The sequence below is a fragment of the Arthrobacter antibioticus genome (assembly GCF_030063205.1).
GTDB lineage: Bacteria > Actinomycetota > Actinomycetes > Actinomycetales > Micrococcaceae > Specibacter.
Genome location: NZ_JASISQ010000001.1, coordinates 1,032,134 through 1,047,042, shown reverse-complemented (window position 1 = coordinate 1,047,042; position 14,909 = coordinate 1,032,134). Strand labels below are relative to the sequence as shown.

Below are 14,909 nucleotides of genomic sequence, written 5' to 3'. Positions count from 1 at the left end.
GGCCTGTGATACCACCGGAGAGCGCCTGACCTCGCTCGAAGAGCACACTAGCTGTGGGATTTAGCTGGTTCGTGGCGGACTATCAGCCGCCAGCATGTCACGGGCGGCGGCATGGCGATCGTCAATAAACTGCTCAAATTTTGCTTCATCCACGCGCCATTGTCCGCGGCCACCTATCTGGAAGGCCGGTAGTTCACCGCTGTGCACGAGTGCGTAGCATGCAGCGGCCGAGATTTGCAGCTGTTCGGCAACGTCGGCCAGTGTTAGGAATCGGGGCATGGAACCATTGTCCACCTTTTGACCTTATTTGACGAGGTTCGACGCTAATAGACATCAAATCAGTCGTTATGTACTTGGGGGAGGTACGGAAAAACTAGCTCCATGCCACTGCTTTATCCACAGAAGCAGAACATTTCAGCACAGGGGCTATCTACGCGAGCTGATCGGCGGTACAAATAGTAAACGGCAGTAGTGCTCACGTGGCTGCCCACATTTGATGTGAAAATGGCGGTCCTGAAATGGCGGTCTTGAACCGTCGGTCTTGAACCGGCCGGGTAGGCACAACGTGACGACGGGTTCCTCAAGTGGAGAGTCGATGGCTATGGAGACGCAGAGCTCGTCCGCTCGATTGACCAAGCCGTCCTGGAAAGATCCGCGACTGATGATCGGTATCCTGCTGGTCCTGGCCTCCGTGGTGTCAGTGGTGGCGTTGGTCACGAGCGCAGGAAAGACAGTGCCGGCTTACGTGGCCACAGACGTCCTGGTTGTGGGACAAAAAGTCACGGCAGAGTCGCTGACCATTGTGCAGGTTCAGCTCGGTGACGCAGATGGTAAGTATCTTGACCCCAACGAAGTACTTGACCAGGGCGCCGTAGCCATCCGCATGGTGCCCAAGGGCGAACTTGTTTCCCGCTCCAGCATTGGGAACACAGACGCACTTGACCGCAAGCCCGCCTCAGTCACAATCGATGAGCCATTGCCCAAGGAAGTGGTTGTTGGTTCCCGCGTGGACGTTTGGGTTGCTTTACCGGATGAAAGAAACGGCTACCAGCCGCCGGTGCTCATGCTGCCCGGTGCGGAGGTTGCCGCCCTAAACGTTTCATCTTCCTCGTTGGGATCCGGTAAGAACATGCAACTGATGGTGCTCGTCACGGATGTGCAGATGCCTAAATTTCTGGGGGCGGTAGCCAATAAAGCCAAAGTTGCAGTGGTATGGAATCCTGGGGCTGCCCCATGAGCGTGATCACCGTGGTTGCGGTGGGGGACACAGCCGGTGGCGTCATTGATGAACTGATGAAACAGCACCATGAGCTGCGGATAGTGCGGCGTTGTCCAGAGTTGGTGGAGCTTCTTGCCGCCTGCCAAAGTGGCCTGGCGCAAGTAGCGGTTGTAGCCGCGTTCTCCAGCGAACTTTCGGCAACACTTGTTGACCGGCTCACGGCAGTGGGGGTCAGTATTGTCGCTGTGGCCCTCTCATCGGAAGAGGCTCAACGCTTGCGTAGCATAGGGGCCACGGTCGTCACCGAACAGGTCACGGCCCAGGAACTGCTGACGGTTGTTCACAGTGCCCTTGAGGGACGTAAGCATCCCGGGTACTCGGGATTTTCTGTTCCGGCACAGGTAACCGCACTGGCTCCCCAACAGGATTTAGGCTCTCAGCTACCGTTCCCCACGGCCCCACCCGGAGCCGTACTTGACGCTGAACCTGCCAGCGGCGCTGTTCACCACGCCGGCGAGGTCCCAAGCGGCAGCCCGGAAAATGCCGCGGCAGAAACAAGAAAAGTAGAGAAAAAGTCTTCGGCGGCCAAGCGCCTGCGTCCTGGACATGGCGGTGCGGAGCCGCGCGGTGGAGCCACACGCGGTGGAGCCATTGTGGAGCAAGTCAGAGACGCCACCGAAGTAAAGCAACGCAAATTGAGGCGGCGGAAAGCAACAATTGTGCAAGGACCGCCGGAGCAGGGTTCCGGCCCTGGGACACTGGTGGCCGTGTGGGGTCCCATTGGATCTCCCGGCCGGACAACTATCTCCATCAACCTTGCAGCCGAACAGGCTGCTTCGGGACGGCAAGTGATGCTGATTGATGCGGACAGCTACGGGGCGAGCGTTGCAGCGGCCCTGGGACTGCTGGATGAGGCCGCGTCCTTCGCCCACGCCTGCCGCGCGGCTGACCAAGGGAGCCTGACCCTGGCAGACTTGGCTAAAACGGCAACACAGGTGGTGTTTCACGGAGGTACCTTCTCACTGCTGACGGGGCTGACCCGGGCTGATAGGTGGCCGGAATTGCGGGCAGCAGCGGTGGCTCGTGTTCTGAGGTTGGCCTGCGAACTCTGGGACCTGGTCATTGTAGATTGTGGTTTCTCGCTGGAAAATGACGAGGAGCTTAGCTATGACACTGTGGCTCCGAGGCGTAATGCGGCCACTTTGACGGTCTTGGGGCAGGCGGATCTGGTCTATGCGGTGGGCAACAGCGATCCCATTGGAATTCCGCGGCTCATCCGCGGGCTGAGCGAACTAGCGCAAAATTATCCGGCCGTTGAGGTGCGTGTTGTGGCTAATAAGGTGCGGCGCAAAGCGGTGGGTGGGAATCCAGAGAAGTCGTTGGCTCAAGCGTGGGAACGTTTTGGTCCAGCCCAGAGCATCAAGCATTTTCTGCCATGGGATCCTGAACTCACGGACAAAGCACTTCTTGAGGGCCGTCTTTTACAAGAGATCGCCGCAGAAGCGCCCTTGCGTCTCGCCATTGCCGACATGGATTGTGCAGCTGACCAACGAATGTTGAAAATTGCTGTAGCAAAAGCCACAGCAAGGGTTGAATATCAGGGCTAGGCTCAGTGGGAGGATCGCAAAGAGGCGGTCTTAACTCTTTCACGGAGGCGTTAATTCATGTCATTGCACTCACCCAGCCATCAACCTGTACGGGACCAGAGCCGTTATGGTGGCCAGTCGTTCCTGAATGACTACTTTGTGCAACTATCCGATGAGGATGCTGCTCGCTACGATCCCGAACTCCTCAGCGCACGGGCGTTTGCCCACCAGGAGCTCGCAGCCAAGCGCACGTCAGGCCAGGCTAAGGTCCTCATCCACGATGAACCGGATGCCAGCGTTGTTTATATCATCACCGATGACATGCCGTTCCTTGTTGACTCCGTCAGCGCAGAACTCTTGCGACAGAAACTTGCCATCCACCTCGTGACTCACCCTGTCTTTGTCGTTGCCCGCGATAAGGGAAGCAATGAGCTTACCTCTGTAACAAAAGTTCCTTCCCACGCGGGAGTTGCCAGCGGCGATACCTCTGCGATGCCAAACATCTCCCACCTCCTTGGAGACGGTGACAATAGTGCTTTCCTAGAATCTTGGATTGCCGTTGAAATTTCCAAGATCAGCGAGCCCGCCAAGGAGGAACTTCTTGCCGGACTCGAGAAGGTACTAGCAAACGTCCGCGCCGCCGTTGAAGACTGGCCGGCCATGCGAGAGAAGGCTCTGAGCCGAGCCGAAATTTTGGCCACCGCCTTGGCCGGAGAGTCCCTGGTGGACCTCCGTGAAGCCGAAGATCTCCTGCATTGGATGGAGGCAGATAACTTCACCTTTCTTGGTTACCGTGAATACGACCTGGATAAGCGAGACGGCGAAGACGTGTTGGTCAACCGTGAAGGAAGCGGCCTAGGGCTCCTGCGCGACGGTTCGAGTCACCCCACAGTCCAGCACCTAACAACCACTGGTCGACGCAAGGCGCGTGAGAAGCGCGTGCTGGTTATCACCAAGGCCAACTCTCGCTCCACAGTGCATCGCGGTGCCTACCTTGATTACATTGGAGTTAAGTCCTTTGACTCCCAAGGCAATGTCAATGGCGAGCAACGCTTTATTGGGCTCTTCTCCTCAGCCGTTTACACCGGTTCGGTACGCAACATCCCTGTTGTGCGAGAAAAAGTCGACGCCGTTTTGCGTCACTTTGGGTTCCCGCCCAACTCACACTCGGGCAAGGACCTGTTTGCAGTTCTTGAGACCTACCCGCGCGATGAGCTGTTCCAAATTGAGGTTGCTGACCTGATCGAGATTGCCAACGGCATCCTGCGGCTGGCCGAACGCCGTCGCACAAGGTTGTTCCTGCGTCCCGATATCTACGGGCGCTTTATGTCCGCTTTGGTGTACATTCCTCGTGACCGCTACACAACAGCTGTGCGCCACCGGATTGAGGAGGAGCTCACCCGCACCTTCAACGCCAGTTCGATCGACTTTGAAGCTCGTATGAGTGAATCGGCACTAGCCCGCTTGTTCTTCCGTATCCGTCTGTCCAAGGACTACAGGGTTCCGGCCGATCTTCACGTAGCCGAGCTGGAACAGCGCCTGGTTCGTGCAGCCCGGTCATGGCCCGAAGGCATTGCCAAGGTACTGCGTGATTCCGAGCATCTCGAGGTCGCCGAACGCTTGGTCGAGAAGTGGTCCGAAGCATTTCCGCCAAGCTACAGGGTCGATTTTGAGGTCGAGGATGCATTAGTTGACATCACTCGCTTTGAGAACTTTGACGCCCAGTACAAGAGCGCCATTGAAGCCGGCCTAGCCCCGGAAAAGTGCGCACCGGGCATGCATGTTTACCTGCCTGCCGGGACTGGTCTGGACGAGGACGCTCGAGTCAAGTTATATATGGCTCATCCGAAAAGTCTCAGCAAAATCCTGCCGTTCTTCCACAACCTTGGCATTGAAGTCCTTGAAGAGCGGCCCTTCGAAGTTGAAACCGCGGATAAACGCGATTTCTTCCTCTACGACCTGGGCCTGAAATACCCTGCCGGTGTTGATCCAATAGCCACGGCAGGACTGCTCACGCAGGCCTTCGCCGCAGCCATCACAGGACTGAGCGAGTCGGATAACTTTGACCGCCTGGTTCTCACGGAGGGGATGCACTGGCGCCAAGTCGTCATCCTGCGCGCATACGCCAAGTACCTGCGCCAAATGGGCAATACCAACTCCTATGGATTCATTGCTGACACCTTATTGCACAACGTGGCCGTCACTCGTGCGCTCGTTGAACTATTTGAGGCACGTTTCGACCCCGCTGTTGAGGACGCTGATCGCTCCGCGTTGCAGGCCGAAGTTCATGGCCGCCTGGACGAAGCGCTGGAAAGCGTTCCTACCCTGGATGCGGACAGGGTTCTGCGGACCTTTGCCAACCTTGTTGATTCAACGCTGCGGACCAACTACTACCGCGACCGCGACTACCTGAGCATCAAATTTGACCCGTCAGCCATCGAAGGACTGCCGGCACCACGGCCCATGTTTGAAATCTGGGTTTACTCACCTCGCGTGGAAGGTACACACTTGCGCTTTGGCAAGGTTGCCCGTGGCGGGCTGCGCTGGTCAGATCGTCGGGAAGACTTCCGCACGGAAGTACTGGGGCTAGTGAAAGCACAGACAGTGAAGAATGCTGTCATTGTTCCCACCGGAGCTAAGGGAGGCTTCTTTGCCAAGGCGCTCCCCAACCCAGCTGTTGATCGTGGGGCCTGGATAACAGAGGGCAAGGAAAGCTACAAGACATTCATCCGCGGGTTACTTGACGTCACCGATAACTTGGTTGTCACCGCCGAGGGCGAAGTGGTTGTTCCCCCGGAAAACGTGGTCCGCCACGACGAGGATGACATCTACATGGTGGTAGCGGCAGATAAGGGAACGGCCTCGTTCTCCGATACTGCGAACGCCATCTCTGCAGATTACAACTTCTGGCTTGGCGACGCGTTCGCCTCGGGCGGCTCCGTTGGTTATGACCATAAGGCCATGGGCATCACCGCTCGCGGTGCGTGGGAATCGGTGAAACGCCACTTTAGCGAGTTCGATCTGGACACCCAAACTCAGGAGTTCACGGCAGTTGGCGTGGGGGACATGTCAGGAGACGTGTTTGGCAACGGTCTGCTTCGCACCCGTCACGTACGCTTGGTTGCGGCCTTTGACCACAGAGACATTTTCCTTGACCCCACCCCTGCAGCGGGTGCTTCCTTTGACGAGCGTCAGCGGTTGTATAACTTGCCGCGTTCATCGTGGCAGGACTACAACAAGGACCTCATCAGTGCAGGTGGCGGCGTTTACTCACGCACGCTCAAGTCAATCCCCATTTCCCCTGAAGTGTGCGCCTCTCTTGGACTACCCGAGGGAACTGTGAAACTCAGCCCACCAGAGTTGCTTCGCGCAGTGCTCCTGGCACCCACTGATCTGCTGTACAACGGCGGCATCGGCACCTACATCAAGGCAAGCACTGAAAGCCATGTGTCAGTGGGAGATAAAACCAATGACGCTATCCGTGTTGACGGCGCCGACCTGCGTGTGAAGATCATCGGTGAAGGTGGAAACCTTGGCATGACCCAGCACGGCCGCGTAGAGGCAGCCCTTCACGGGGTCATCCTAAACACTGATGCCATCGATAACTCGGCCGGGGTTGACTGTTCAGACCATGAAGTGAACATCAAGATCTTTGTTGACCGGATGGTAGCGGCAGGAAAGCTGGATCCCGCTGAGCGCACCGAGTTCCTCATGTCCATGACCGATGAAATTGGACATCTGGTTCTGGAAGATAACATCGCGCAGAATATTTTGTTGCTCAACGACCGCCAGCGTGTTGTTGAATGGAGCCCCAGCTACGAACGATTCATGGACTGGTTGGAAGAACATGCCGACTTGAACCGTGAACTTGAGGCGCTACCAAGCAACGCAGAGTTGCAGGAGCGCTTGAGCGCCGGGCAGGGACTAACCTCCCCTGAGCTGGCAGTCCTGCTCGCCTACGCCAAGATGGAACTGGCAACGGCTCTTAGTGATAGTGACCTCGCCAATGACCCTTGGTTCAAATCAACGCTGCGTCGTTATTTCCCAGCAGCAGTAGCCGAGCGCTTTGACGCGGAGCTGGACACCCATCCGCTGCGCAAGGAGATTATTGCAACGGTAGTGGCAAACGACATGGTCAATGTTGGTGGCATCACTTTTGCCTTCCGTGTCATGGAGGAGTCCTCAGCCAATGAGCTTGTAGTAGCCAAGGCCTTTGTTGCGCTGCATGAAATCTTTGACTTCGCCTCGATGAATGCAGCGTTGCGTGAACTGCCGCCGGCCTTCCCGACTGAGCAGTGGTGCACAGTTCATCTGGATATGCGCCGCTTACTTGACCGCTCCGTGCGGTGGCTGGTGAACGAAGGCATTGGGCAGCAGAGCGTTGAAGACCTGGTCAACCGTTTCAAGCCGGTTGTGGGTGCCTTGGGCACGCACATGGGCGACTTCTTCCAAGGCGTTGACGTGGAACGGGTTGCAACGTGGACTAGCCGGGCTGCATCCTTTGAGATGCCGGATGCGTTGGGTAGCCGCTGGGCTGAACTGTTCGAGACGTACCCGCTGCTGGATGTGGCAAAGGTGAGTGAGGCGCTATCCGAACCGCAGGAAAACGTGGCCAGTGTCTACTACGCCCTGTACAACCGCTACGGAGTGGATGCCTTGCTTGAACGCATCACGGCGCTTCCGCGCAATGATAGGTGGCAAGCGCTGGCTCGTGCGGCACTGCGTGATGATCTATATGCGACAACTGCAGACATGACACGCAATGTCATGGAAAGCACCGAAAAGGGTATGTCCACGTCGGAGCGAATTGAGGTGTGGGAGAAAGCCAATGAGGAACAGTTGGCCCGTGCCGTTCGGATGTTTGCGGAGGTAAACGAGCTTGAACAAGATGATATGGCTTCTTTGTCTGTAGCATTGAGGCTCTTGCGTTCAATAGTGCGGCGCTAGAGAAGCCCTCGTTGTGGGCGGGTGCAATTGCATGGTTGCAACCGCTTGTGCGGTGCCTGTTGTCTGCAGCGGGCACCGCCACCCATCTTTAAGGAGCCAGCATGGCAGTCTTTGCCGACATGATCAGAGATAGCTCAGGGCTGGGCCCGGGTGATGCCGAATGGCTGCATTTACTGGTCGGTGATTGGCAGATGATCGCTGATTTATCCTTCGCGGACCTGGTCTTATGGTTCCCATCAAACAACCACGAAGGCTATGTGGCCTTGGCCCATGTACGCCCCTCTACCTCCCACACCATGTTTCATGCGGACTTCGTGGGGGAGCGGATCCAACCGCTGCTTGAGCCGCTGGTTCAGCTGGCATGGAAAAGCCAGAACATTGAACGCTCACATGAAACGAAGGTCTGGCACGCGGACATGGCTATGCGCGTTGAGGCCATCCCTATGGTCCGCAACGGGCGCACACTGGCTGTGATCACCACACACATGGACCTGTCCAGTTCACGTATGCCCTCAAGACTTGAATTGACCTACCGCCAATGTGCCTACGATCTACTGAAGATGGGCACTTTGGGACTGTGGCCAGATTTTGCCTCGCCCACGGGTTCCAGGCGCGGTGCTCCTCGTGTGGGTGACGGGTTGCTGCGTCTTGACGTTGATGGGATTGTTCAGTACGCAAGCCCCAATGGTGTCTCAGCCTTCCGTCGGCTAGGTGACGGGGAATCATTGGAAGGTCGTTCACTGGCGGAGGTGACCACCGGCCTGCTTAAGGACCGGCGAATGGTGGATGAAACGTTGCCGCTGGTTGTCACAGGACGAATGCCGTGGCGTACCGAGATTGAGTCGCGAGGAGTAAGTCTTTCTCTGCGCGCCATTCCGTTGCGAGATGCTACCGAGCGGTTTGGCGCCTTGGTTTTGTGCCGCGACGTTTCTGAACTTCGCCGCAGGGAACAGGAGCTGGTGTCAAAGGACGCCACCATCCGCGAAATCCACCACAGAGTCAAAAATAATCTTCAGACCGTGTCAGCTCTTTTGCGTATGCAGTCCCGGCGCATGCAAAGCGAAGAAGGCAAACAGGGCCTGGAGCAGGCCATGCGTCGAGTCTCAACGATTGCCTTGGTCCACGAAACCCTCTCTCAGGGCCTGGCTCAAAACGTTGACTTTGATGAGCTCATTGACAGGCAGTTCAGATTGTCAGCGGAGGTGGCTTCGCCGTCACAGCGTGTACGTACTGAAAAAGAGGGTGCATTTGAGGAGCTGCCCAGCGATTTCGCTACTCCGCTGGCGCTTGTCATCAATGAACTCGTGGCCAATGCTGTTGAACATGGCCTGCAGGACCGCGAAGGGACAGTGTGGCTCAACGCGCGTAGGTATAAGAACGAATCAAATGATGACGCATTGACCGTGACCATAGCTGACGACGGTGTGGGCCTACCTGAAGGAAACATTACCGAGGGGCTGGGGCTGCAGATTGTGCGGACACTTGTTACCAGTGAGTTGGGCGGCACTATTGAATGGTCGCCTCGGGAGGGAGGCGGCACGGTGGTTGAGCTACAGATGGCGCTGATCAGTCGGCATTAAACAAACAAACCCGCAGCGGAGAGGAAAAATTCGTGACTAGCACGGTTTTAATCTCTGCTGCGGGTTGGGTGAAGAAGTTAAGCTAGCTGGCGCGACGGGCGCGGGCTGCACGACGCTTCATGGCGCGGCGTTCATCCTCGCTCAAGCCACCCCAAACTCCTGCGTCTTGTCCTGATTCAATGGCCCACTTCAAGCAGGTGTCAATCACGGGACAGCGACGGCATACGCTCTTTGCTTCCTCGATTTGTAGCAAGGCCGGGCCAGTGTTTCCCACAGGGAAAAACAGCTCCGGGTCCTTGTCGAGGCAGGCTGCGCGACTACGCCAGTCCATGCTGATCACTCACTCCTTTTAGAACGGCGGGCAACTTGTGAAAAAATTCACTTTTGGCCACATAAGAAAAGGCCCGTCTTGGGCCTGTTTAGGTCATTGAGTTAATCGTGTCATGTTAACTCTGCGTAAACAAGAGGTAATGATGGAAATATTAGCTTATAACCGTGAGGGTTACATCACAACAACTCATTGCCTTCGGCCGGCGCCGAGAGTCGCTTCATAGCCCACGTCAAGCTATATCCGGTAGGGTGCTCTTGTGCCAAAAGATCCTGAAAACCCTGCCAAAATGCCCCATTTCCAAGAGCCTGAGCTGGTGGAACCCAGCGTCCCAAGTACCGAATTGTCTCGCCCAGTTGGCGTTTACGTGGTGGCAATCGTTGTTGGTATTGAAGCGCTGGCGATCGGGGCTATGGGCTTATACTCGATCTTCTCCGCGTTGACTCAGACACCACATTCCATGGCCAGTGCCGTGTTTTTAATCGTGCTGCTTCTAGCGTTGGCAGCAGGGCTTGGCGCCGTGGCCGTTAATGCGTTTAGAGGGTTTCGATGGACCCGCTCGGCGGCGTTCGTTTGGCAGTTGTTGATGGTGGCCATTGCGGTGCCGGCACTCGTTGCGGGCACCATTGGGCTGGGACTTTTGTTGTTGCTGCCGCCTGTGGCCACAGTGTATTTTCTGTTTACGCCAAAAGTGGTTGCTTTTTCACTGCGCACTGGGGCAGAAAACAACGTCATTTAATACTCCGGCCCTCCTGTTCTGGACCATTTTAGAACCTCACTTCCGGCACGCCCATTTCTGGAGACGGAAACTGGAACCAACGCCGGTGGCCGTGGTCAAGAAGCACACCTCGCCCAGGTGGTTCAGCACCCGCAGTGTCCAACCGAACACCAAAGAGGTCTCCATCACTGGGACGCTGCGGTCTGAGCACTACTCCCTGCTGAGCAGCCCTGAGTCCCCACTCCAACGGCAACGCTGAAACGGCAGGGCCGGGGTAGGTGAATGCGGCGACTATTGCCGCTCCGGACGCCAGGCTTCGAGTTGCTTGGAGCAGTTCTTGAGCGCTCAGAGAAGCAGCATCGTCCAGCCATAGAATGGAACCCGCACCTGTCTGGTCCATCGAAACATGTTTCATGGAACTCGGTCTTTTAGATGTGGTTGTGAAATCACAGCCTGAAGAACCATTAAGCAGCGTTAGCGCCTTAATAAGGCTTGTTTTTCCCGCCGAGGGTCCACCAATCACGGCCAAGACGCCACCCGGTGCCAGGACAACCTCCACCACCTGATGGCCGTCGCCGCCCAGTCCCAAAGTAATGCTCCGTCCAGAGGCAACAGGGGCAGTAGTTGCGTACTTATTACCGCCAGTCACTGCCGTCATCTGTGCCATGGAGAGAGTAGTGGGCAGGGGCTCGATGAGTAGCGTGCCGGTGGCACGACTTCGCTGTGCCAGAGCGGGAGCGTCACCACTTCCTGGGGCTTTGCCGAGTTGGGCTATCCGCATTGAGGTACCGCCGCCGGGTCTGCCTTGGGCGTTGATGGGTCCGGCAATGGCGGCCCTTCCTGGCATTGGATTGAAGCGCGGGAGTTTGGGCCAGAGCATGGTGGTTTCGGTAGTGGTGCCGCAGCTAAGAAATGCCCTATTGGGAACGGCTGCGAGAAATGCGGCAGTCAAGAGCTCACGGCCTCCGCTGACCACCACAACCAAATTTGGTTGGCTGAAGCGGACTAGTTCAGCAATGCGATCTTCAGCGTCTTGCCAAGGGCTGGATCTGAAAGCAGTCACCCACCGGCCCCAATCGGTAATACAAAGGACAAATAACTTGGTGCTTGTCTTGGCCGTCTCTGCCAGCCTGCCCACTAGATGCCAGGCTGTTCGCAAGTTTTCTGGTGTTATGCGGCTACCCACCCAAGGGCAATCGGCGAATGACGCTAGAGAACCATCGCCGTCAAGGAGATACAGCAGTGGGGTGACAGGGCGTCCCGTATCTTGAGTTTTGGTAGTGGCAACGGCATTATTGGCTAACAACTGGCTCACTACTAACGCTATGGCTGCCGATGTCTGCGATCCTGTGCCAAAAAATGCTAGGTGCGAGTGCAGTTGGGGTTGCCAGTGTAAGGACTCGAGCGACTGGCTTTGGGGAACATCGATCACGCCCAACTTCACGGAACACTCGGTGGTTTTTGCGCCCTGTTCGGTGGGGTGGTCACCTGCAATGTGGTCTACTGCAGTGAGGTCTACTGCAGTGAGGTCAACTACCGCTGGTAGCTCGGCAGCAACGATGGCAGGGGCCGCGAACAACTCCACCTCTGATGCGCAGAGTTGCTGCCAAGCGCGTGTCAAAAGTGCGCCAACGGCGCCTGCATCGCTTGAAGGAGTTTCTGAACCAGGTGATGAGGGCGGAACTGCGCGGAGCCGGTCCTCGGAGCACTGTACCAGTGGTAGCGTGCAGGTTCCTGTGACCGGGAGATACAAAGTGGCGCTTTGAAACTCCTCAGGGGTTGACGCAGCCCGGCTGATGTAGGCCCGGCCGGGGGTATTGACGCTGATGCTGGCGGCTACGCCGCTGCCAAGAACGTCGGAGGAATCGAAGGTAGATTGCACTCGAAGGCAAATGGAGCTGGTGATGTTCGCTCGAATGTCGGCATTGATCGCACCTTGGGGCCGTTGTGTTGCCAAGACCAAATGAACTCCTAGCGACCTTCCCAAGGCGGCAATGCGCATCAGCTCGATCATGGCGTCGGGGAACTGATCGACCAGGACTCTGAACTCATCAACAACGATCACAAGATGGGTCATGGCATGATGACCCGGTTCACCCGCAAGAACAGGTGGAATATGGTGGCGCACTATGGACCGGTACTGATCACTCTCTGAAGCCTCGACAGCGGCCAGCGCGGCTTCACGGTGGCTCAGCTCGGCACCCAAAGATGCCAATGTTCGGTCCATTCCCTGACCGCTCAAGTCAGTAATAAGTGAACTTGTGTGCGGCAGTTTCGTCAAAACACCCAAACCAGCCCCGCCCTTGAAATCGATAAAGATAAATTGCAGATCAGCGGGGGAGTGGGCTGCTGCCAAGCTGCCCACTAAAGTCCTCAGGAATTCTGACTTTCCTGAGCCAGTGGTCCCGGCGACCAGTAGGTGTGGGCCGTCGTGTTGGAAGTCAAACAGGGTGGGGCCGGTTCTGGACTGGCCCACGGCAATGGGGCGCAGTGGTGCAGCTGCCGAGAGCTTCCACTGCTGCTGCAAAGCTGCAATTGTGCTGTCCTCTGGCAGAGGCAGGGAGTTTGTGGATAGAGATTTCCGCACTCGTGACTCGCTCACACTGCAGGGGGTACAGCGACAGCGTGCATAGCTGTCAAAGACGGCTTCAGGAACTCCGTCAGGCACAAAATTCCGGCCAGCAAATGTTCCTATCATGGACGTTCCCTCAACCCGAAGCTGCACCAATGTGGAGGGGGAATACAGACCTGGATCAAGCCCGGCAAAGTGCAGGATACACAGCCCGGGGATAGAGAAGGCCAGTGGGTCAATCGTTTCATTGACAATGATTAGGACACCCAACAGATGCTCAGTGTCATGGCTGTCATGGCTGTCATCGCGGTGGAGGTCATTTTGACCCAGATCATCCAGCGCTTTGACGGTGGACTGCGCTGAGGTTGTAAGCACGGTGTTGGGCAGGAACCGTGCGGCCAAGGGAAGAGTGTGGGCGGGACCAACAAGCACTACGGAAATGGCGGCCGCATCCAATTGCATCAACGCGAAGCGCAGAAGAGCCATCAAGGGGGAGGGCGGGCCGCAGACGGTCACTAGCTGGTCCCCCAGCAACACACTGAATGGCAGCCCGGGAATTAGCGGGGCTGAAAATAACGGGTCTGTGGGTGACGGGGCTACAGCCGCGGGTTCGTTCGCCGTGCCAACACGCAGCGCAGCTGCCATGCAAGGTGGCCTGGCTCGTGGATGGCCGGAACCTGCCTGCACAGCAATGGTTAAAGTGCCGGCATCAGGGAAGATCTGAGAACGCCTGTCGGCATCTTGTCGGGCCGCTTGGAGCACGGCATCTTGAAGGGCTTTTCGGTGTTTTGTCCCGCTAAAGAGCGGGACTAGAACAGTTATTGCACCCATGGCGGAAAACGCGAGAAACATCCATGAGCCAGTCAACAGAGCCAGCACAATACCGATCACCAACGGTAGGCACCCGGCAATCAGCAGCGGCATTCTTCCTCGGGAGGCTCCTGAAGGGTTCTGCACAAAAATAGTTTCCAATGCCGCGGGATTCAACGGCCACGTGGTGCCTGTTGCACTCTTGGTTCTTGTGCGGCTTTGGGCAGGGACTGAAGCGGAACCAAAAAGACCTCCGTCCCGGAATCTGAGTTCTAGGCAGCTGTTGCCACAGAGAATGGAGTGACCCACTTGCAGAATCGTGGTGTCTTTGAGTGGCGTTCCCTCCGCTGTGGGGGAACCGGCAAGGCAACGAATCATAAATCCTGCTGACCCATGTGCCGTTGTCAGAGTGATGTTGTGGGCGCCAACAATCAAGGTGCCGTGATGCCGAGAAATGGCTGGATCTGCGATCCTGATCTGGCAGTGGCCACGGCCCAGGGTGTAGCTGCCACGGTGCAAGGCAAAGACAGCCCCTGCATTGGGCCCCGAACTCACCGCCAAGACAGCAGCCAGTCCCTGACCTGCAGTGAGCTTCTCTGGAGCGGCCGCGGAATCACCAGGCTTTTTTGCCTCAGCGTTGTCATTGGCGTCGCTGCAGCTGGAACCACCGGCGGTTACCACGCCGGGTGATTTAGTCCGAGAGGCTACGACAATGGCGCCGTTCACCAGCGGGGCAATTCCGGCCATTAAAGTACTTAGGAGTATGCCGTCGACGGTGAAGGAGTTGCCTGCCCAGCGTTTCGCCAAGGCCTGCTGCAGAGATAGCCCGGAACAGTCCCCCTCTTGTATGCCAGGAGGCCATGTGATGGTCAGCTCTGTAGGCGAAAAAAGTGCATTATCACTGAGGCGATCAGTTGTTTCAGCCGCGGGCACTCCGGCCACCAAGGTGAGCTCAAGCAACATGACATTTCCCTTCCCGCAGCGAACTAAAGCCGCGAACTCCTCCCGTAACCCATACGCAAGTGGGCCTTATTCACTTTGCTATTTTTGAGCCTAGGTGGGATGCCAGCGATGGCAAGATCCGGCGTCGTACAGTGTGAATAGGCAAGCTTCCGGCAGAGCCTGTGGAAGAATTAACGTGCTGGCATT

Annotated in this window: 8 protein-coding genes; 5 read left to right on the top strand and 3 right to left on the bottom strand. The window is 56.9% G+C overall.

Going from position 1 to position 14,909, the window contains the following annotated elements; all coding sequences use genetic code 11:
• Positions 1-60: 60 nt before the first annotated feature.
• Positions 61-279 (bottom strand): helix-turn-helix domain-containing protein, encoded by a 219-nt coding sequence (locus QMG40_RS04780; protein ID WP_283528420.1) that lies wholly within the window; start codon positions 277-279, stop codon positions 61-63.
• A 316-nt stretch (positions 280-595) separates the two neighbouring features.
• Here QMG40_RS04780 and QMG40_RS04775 point away from each other — a divergent pair, with 316 nt between their 5' ends.
• From QMG40_RS04775 to QMG40_RS04760, 4 genes are all read left to right on the top strand, one after another.
• Positions 596-1,237 carry an SAF domain-containing protein gene (locus QMG40_RS04775; RefSeq protein ID WP_283528419.1) on the top strand — a complete coding sequence of 214 codons (642 nt, stop codon included), beginning with the start codon at positions 596-598 and terminating at the stop codon, positions 1,235-1,237.
• The gene (locus tag QMG40_RS04770) at positions 1,234-2,826 is read left to right on the top strand and encodes an AAA family ATPase (RefSeq protein WP_283528417.1); all 1,593 of its coding nucleotides are present in this window, start codon (positions 1,234-1,236) and stop codon (positions 2,824-2,826) included. Before QMG40_RS04775 ends, QMG40_RS04770 begins: the two co-directional genes overlap by 4 nt.
• Before the next feature lie 57 nt (positions 2,827-2,883).
• Positions 2,884-7,752 (top strand): NAD-glutamate dehydrogenase, encoded by a 4,869-nt coding sequence (locus QMG40_RS04765; protein WP_283528416.1) that lies wholly within the window; start codon positions 2,884-2,886, stop codon positions 7,750-7,752.
• Positions 7,753-7,853: 101 nt separating this feature from the next.
• The gene (locus QMG40_RS04760; RefSeq protein WP_283528414.1) at positions 7,854-9,332 is read left to right on the top strand and encodes a sensor histidine kinase; all 1,479 of its coding nucleotides are present in this window, start codon (positions 7,854-7,856) and stop codon (positions 9,330-9,332) included.
• Positions 9,333-9,414: 82 nt separating this feature from the next.
• Here the strand turns inward: QMG40_RS04760 and QMG40_RS04755 are convergent, their stop codons facing one another.
• Positions 9,415-9,663: a WhiB family transcriptional regulator gene (locus QMG40_RS04755; protein WP_038469266.1), complete on the bottom strand. Its 249-nt coding sequence runs from the start codon at positions 9,661-9,663 to the stop codon at positions 9,415-9,417.
• A gap of 286 nt (positions 9,664-9,949) precedes the next feature.
• Here QMG40_RS04755 and QMG40_RS04750 point away from each other — a divergent pair, with 286 nt between their 5' ends.
• On the top strand, positions 9,950-10,399 hold the full coding sequence (locus QMG40_RS04750; RefSeq protein ID WP_283528412.1) for a hypothetical protein: 450 nt from the start codon (positions 9,950-9,952) through the stop codon (positions 10,397-10,399).
• 28 nt (positions 10,400-10,427) lie between these two features.
• On the opposite strand, the gene QMG40_RS04745 is transcribed toward QMG40_RS04750, so the two are convergent.
• Complete coding sequence (locus tag QMG40_RS04745) at positions 10,428-14,723, bottom strand: FtsK/SpoIIIE domain-containing protein (RefSeq protein ID WP_283528410.1); 4,296 nt, start codon at positions 14,721-14,723, stop codon at positions 10,428-10,430.
• Between the last annotated feature and the right edge of the window lie 186 nt (positions 14,724-14,909).